The organism is Microvirga sp. P4_G7 (assembly GCF_056401005.1).
Window position 1 is genome coordinate 1 of record NZ_JBFUKD010000253.1, and the last position, 4,863, is coordinate 4,863.

Here is a 4,863-nt window from a genome sequence, read left to right on the forward strand (position 1 = left end):
GGGCCGGCGACATCTCAGCCAGCGAGAACGTCAGGCCGAGATACATGATCGCGATGATGATCGTCGCGAAGAACATCGAACCGAAGCCCTGAGTCAGACCGAGATTCCAGCCCGAATAGTGACCCGAGATCACCGCTCCGACGCCGAGCGCCCAGAGCGACCAAACGCGGGCATAACGCTTGAGTTTACGCGCCTCGAAATAAGATTGATCGACTGTCGTATATGTAATGCCGGCGGAGCCTTGCGCTCCGCTTGGGCTTTGCGCTTCCGCGCGACCTTGACCGACTGACATCTCTTCCCTCCAAGAAAGATAGTTGCCTCTGTGAATCCATGCGAAACCCGCAACGGATATCGTCACACGGCCCGAAGACCCTCCCTGAGAAGCGGCGCGAGACGATTAGCCCACGACGCCTGTCCGTCTTGTGTGCGGATCAGGTCGTTGCGGATTTCGATCATGAGCGGGGCAAGGCCGCGCCGCTCGGCATGGCGTTCGAGTGTATGAAACACGCGATCAGCCGGTGAATAGGGTTCGTTCATGCCAACCGTCAGCGCATCCTCGCGCAGGAGGCCGGCTTCGACGTCGCGCGCAAAGCGCTCATCACGGTTGAAGATCAGGCCGATGTCCCACGGCCTTGCGATCCCCTTGTAGACGGGCGTGAACGAATGGATCGAGACCACCGCCCGCAAAGTCCCGGCGGCCAACCGCGCCGCTACGAAACTGTCGATCGCATTGTGAAAGGGCTCATAAACCTCGCGGGCGCGGCGCGATCGCTCGGTTGCATCGAGGTTTTGATTTCCCGGAATCGTCGTGCTTTCGCTGACCGCAGTGATCGAATCGGCAACCGATGGATCGCGATTCAAATCGAGGACCAGCCGGGAAACCGTCGCGTGAACGAGCGGAGCGTCGAGAAGACGGGACAGGCCCGCCGCAACGCCGAGAGCGCCGGGATCCCAGGCAATATGGCTTTGACGCTCGACGTCCCCGAGGCCAAGAGTTCCGTAACGGGAAGGGAGATGATTCGACGCGTGTTCGCAGATCAGGAGAATCGGCGAGCACCCCTGAGCATTCTCAATCGCAGCGACGGGTTCGCCATCGCCGACATGCGCGCTCCCGAGGGAGCCGACCCGGCTCGCATTCGACATGCGGTCCTCCGTGGCTTGCTGTGAATGCAAGCCTATCCCTCTTTTGAACGTTTGATACGTTCATTCTTGTTTTTCTCGTTTTGAAATTTTTGATACACCTCCTAATCCTCGTCAAGCACGCCTGTGGACAAAGAGCCTCCTATGCCTGATCCCGGTCGCCTCCCCGTCGCCGATCCGCCCAGCCTCGCCGATCGTATCCGCCACGACATGGAGCATTTCACTCCGAGCGAGAAACGGGCCGCCCACCTTCTTTTGAGCCATTATCCCTTCGCAGGATTGGGCACCGTGGCCGAATTCGCGTCCCGGGCGGGTATTTCAGCACCGTCAGCTTTGCGTTTCGTGACCAGACTCGGCTTTACTGGATTTCCGGAGTTCCAAAAGCACCTGCGCGAGGAGCTGGAAGCGCAGCTTCTCTCGCCACTGGGCAAAGCCGGTCCGGCGGAAAAAGCCGGCGCCACGTCGGCGCTCAGCGAATTCGTCGAGGCGAGCATCGCCAATCTGCGGGCGACGGCCGACAACATTGCACCAGCGGAGTTCGAGGCCGTGGTCGCGCTCTTGAGTGACCAGCGCCGCAACATTCACTTTACCGGCGGACGCTTTACGGGCGCCCTCGCGCGGTATGCAGAGCGGCATTTCCGTATCGTGCGCAGCAACGTCGATGTGATCGAGGGCCAGCCCTCGCTCTGGCGCGATCGCATGATCGAGATCGGGCGCAAAGACGTCATCGTCGTCTTCGACATCCGGCGCTACCAAGATGACGTTGTACAACTGGCGGAAACCGCGGCGCGCCAGGGCGCAACGGTGGTTCTCATCACGGATCCATGGTTGTCACCGATCGCGCGAGTCGCGCGCCACGTCCTTCCGGCACACGTCGTCGTACCTTCGAATTGGGATTCGTCCGCAGGCTTGTTGCTTCTTGCGGAAGCCCTCGTCGCAGCGGTCACCAAGCGCCTGTGGGACACAGCCAAACCGCGCATGGAAGCGGTCGAACGTCTGCGTCACAAAGAGTAGCGCTAATTCCCCTGCCGGGATTGAAGCCAGGTCAGGACGAGCGGCAATCCAAAACCGATGCCCAGGAAGCGGACGAAGTGGTGGATCCCGACGTAGAGCGGATCGAGCCCCAACATGAGGGCGAGCACCGTCATCGCCTCGAGACCTCCCGGAGCGAAGGCTATCAGCGCATTCGGAAATGTCACGCCCGCAAACTGCGCGGCCATCATGGCAAACAGGACGGCCACCGTCATCCCGATCGTGAATGACCCGAAGCCGGCAACGATGGATTTGCGCACGGTCGCCATATCGAGATCACGGAATCTGTCCGCGATGAAGACACCGATGAGGATCAACCCGCCGGTGGCGATCACGGGCGGAATGACGCCGCGAACCAGCGTCGTCGCGTGACCGAAGGTGCTCACGAGCGCTGCGCCGAGCAGAATTGGGGCCGCCATTCCAATGCGCTTGAACAGCAGACCGACGGCCACTCCGCCCAGCAATACGAATGCCATCTCGCCCGCGCTCATCACCTCCTGTCCCTGCCCGAGAAGCGACGAGGTGAAATCGCCACCTCCCGTCATCACGACGACGCTGGGAAGTAACGCGATCAGCACGAAGAGGCGGAGGTTCTGGACGATGGCGATCTGCGCCACTGCGGCGTTGCGATCGATCGCGATCGCCATCACCGTCGACAATGCGCCCGGAGCGGAAGCCAGCACCGCATCGTCACGACGCCAGCCGGAGATGCGCATGAGCCAGAAAGCCGACGCCCCGCAGATTGCCGCGACGCCGATCACGAGCAGTCCGAGGCTGAGCGGATAGCGCCCCATAGYGGCGACGGCCGCCGGCGTCACGGCCGCGCCCATCGACGCGCCGGAGGTCAGCATCGCCGCGTCGGCGAGCGGGCGCGGCATCGGCTTCGACCATCCGGTCAAATTCCAGAGAATGACGGCAATCGCCGATCCCGACAGCCACGCGCCCGGTACGCCGAGCGCGTCGAAGGCGAGGCCACCGAGGCCCGCAATCAGAATCTGGACGAGATGAGCGAGAAGGGCTTGCATGAACGGCAGACGATGTTTTGCCGTTCAATGGACGCGATGGCAGCCACCGTCAAATGCGCAATGCGCAACGAGGCCATGCGTACAGGCAGCGCGCCTTACCCGGCAATCTTCGGCAGGGCGGCGGCGATACGGCGGACCGCTTCCCTGAGATCGTCGGCCTTGCGGGCGTAGCAGATCCGCAGATAACCCTCACCCGCTTCACCGCCGAAGGCGGAGCCCGGCGCAAGCCCGACATTTGCTTCGTCGATCAGCCGGATGGCGACATCCTGCGAATTCATGGCGCTCTTTACTTTGGGAAACGCGTAGAAAGCGCCCGACGGAGGCGGCAACTCGACGAGACCCGTCTCGGCGAGTTTTGTGATGATGTCGCGTCCTTCTCGGGCCCGCGTGAGCTGATGGGCGATGAAGCTTTCGCCCTGTTCCAGCGCGGCGACACCACCCCGTTGGACGAATACCGGTGTGCCGGACGATTGATATTGAATCAGGTTTTCGATCACTTGACCCAGGACAGCGGGGGCCTCGATCCAGCCGAGACGCCAACCGGTCATGGCCCAGTTTTTCGAGAACGTCTGAACGAAAAGAATGCGATCGTCCGGTGCCATCACGTCGCGAAACGACGGCGCGCGCCCATCGATGGCGAGTTTGTCGTCGTAGATGAAGCGACCATAGATCTCGTCGGCGATGATCCACAGACCGTGCTTGCGCGCGAGCGCCAACGCGTTGCGAAGATCGTCCTGACTAGCCGTCCATCCGGTTGGGTTCGAGGGCGAATTGACGACGAGCGCGCGGGTGCGAGGGGTGATCGCCGCTTCGAGGCGGGCGATATCGAGCGTCCATCCCTGCGGACTCGGTGTCATGGCCACGCCGACGGCACGCGCACCCGCCACCGTCAACGCTCCGATGAAGTTGGGCCACGCCGGTGTCGGGACCAGAACCTCGTCGCCGTTTCCGGCGACGATCCGTGCGGCGATCTGGAGCGCCGGCATCCCGCCGGAGGTCACGAAAAAGCGCTCCGGATCCGCCGGTGTGCCATAGACGCGCTCATGATACCGCGCGATGGCCTGGCGGAGGTCGGGAATGCCTCTCTGGTAGGTATAGAATGTCTCGCCCGCGGCGAGAGAGCGGGTTGCCGCTTCACAGATGAAGGCCGGCGTCGGCAGATCGCCCTCGCCGACCCAAAGCGGAATCAGGCCTTCGCGCAGCCGCCCATAATTGTAGACATCGACGATACCGCTCGTCGGGGCATGTTCCGCCTCGGGACGCAGATTGAGGACGGAGGGAACAGAGACGGATGCATTCATGACAGCTCCTGGAGCATGATGCCGAATTTTAAGAGCCGTTTCGGTCGACATCGTGCGCGGCGAGGAACAGGCATGGCCCGTTCCCCACCCCAAGGCAAGCTACGCCGTCATGACAAGATGCAAAGGAACCGATCGAATCCGGTGATGGATCAGATTGCCCGTTGGCTTTTCAGGAGATCACGGATTTCGGCGAGTAGCTTTACGTCCGCCGGGTCCTCTGCCTTCTCCTTGATCTTTTCGCCTTCGCTGCGCTGAAGCTTATTCATGCCTTTGACCACCATGAACAACACCCAGGCGACGATCATGAAATTGATGGCGATCGTGATGAAATTGCCGAATGCGATGACGGCGCCCTGGCGTCTTGC

5 protein-coding genes and 1 pseudogene are annotated in these 4,863 nt (G+C 61.8%); 1 reads left to right on the plus strand and 5 read right to left on the minus strand.

The annotated features are described in order from the left end of the window. Together AC1DT3_RS12140 and AC1DT3_RS12145 are read right to left on the minus strand one after the other, a co-directional pair. Positions 1 to 292 (minus strand): annotated as a pseudogene (locus AC1DT3_RS12140) (amino acid ABC transporter permease); the annotation flags it as partial. A 62-nt stretch (positions 293 to 354) separates the two neighbouring features. Beyond that, positions 355 to 1,143 carry an N-formylglutamate amidohydrolase gene (locus AC1DT3_RS12145; RefSeq protein WP_477465507.1) on the minus strand — a complete coding sequence of 263 codons (789 nt, stop codon included), beginning with the start codon at positions 1,141 to 1,143 and terminating at the stop codon, positions 355 to 357. Positions 1,144 to 1,284: 141 nt separating this feature from the next. On the opposite strand from AC1DT3_RS12145, the gene AC1DT3_RS12150 reads away from it, so the two are divergent. Continuing rightward, a complete protein-coding gene (locus AC1DT3_RS12150; protein WP_477465508.1) occupies positions 1,285 to 2,154 on the plus strand; it encodes a MurR/RpiR family transcriptional regulator in 870 nt (289 codons plus the stop codon). A gap of 2 nt (positions 2,155 to 2,156) precedes the next feature. Here AC1DT3_RS12150 and AC1DT3_RS12155 read toward each other — a convergent pair whose 3' ends face one another. From AC1DT3_RS12155 to AC1DT3_RS12165, 3 genes are all read right to left on the minus strand, one after another. Further along, a complete protein-coding gene (locus AC1DT3_RS12155) occupies positions 2,157 to 3,197 on the minus strand; it encodes an AbrB family transcriptional regulator (protein WP_477465509.1) in 1,041 nt (346 codons plus the stop codon). A gap of 95 nt (positions 3,198 to 3,292) precedes the next feature. After that, on the minus strand, positions 3,293 to 4,498 hold the full coding sequence (locus AC1DT3_RS12160) for a pyridoxal phosphate-dependent aminotransferase (RefSeq protein WP_477465510.1): 1,206 nt from the start codon (positions 4,496 to 4,498) through the stop codon (positions 3,293 to 3,295). 149 nt (positions 4,499 to 4,647) lie between these two features. Then, positions 4,648 to 4,863, minus strand: a 216-nt coding sequence (locus tag AC1DT3_RS12165; protein WP_477465511.1) for an MscL family protein, incomplete at its 5' end; no start/stop codon positions are given.

Coding starts and splice junctions, on each gene's coding strand:
- AC1DT3_RS12160 (WP_477465510.1), bottom strand. CDS start 4,498: ATGAATGCATCCGTCTCTGTTCCCTCCGTCCTCAATCTGCGTCCCGAG.
- AC1DT3_RS12145 (WP_477465507.1), bottom strand. CDS start 1,143: ATGTCGAATGCGAGCCGGGTCGGCTCCCTCGGGAGCGCGCATGTCGGC.
- AC1DT3_RS12150 (WP_477465508.1), top strand. CDS start 1,285: ATGCCTGATCCCGGTCGCCTCCCCGTCGCCGATCCGCCCAGCCTCGCC.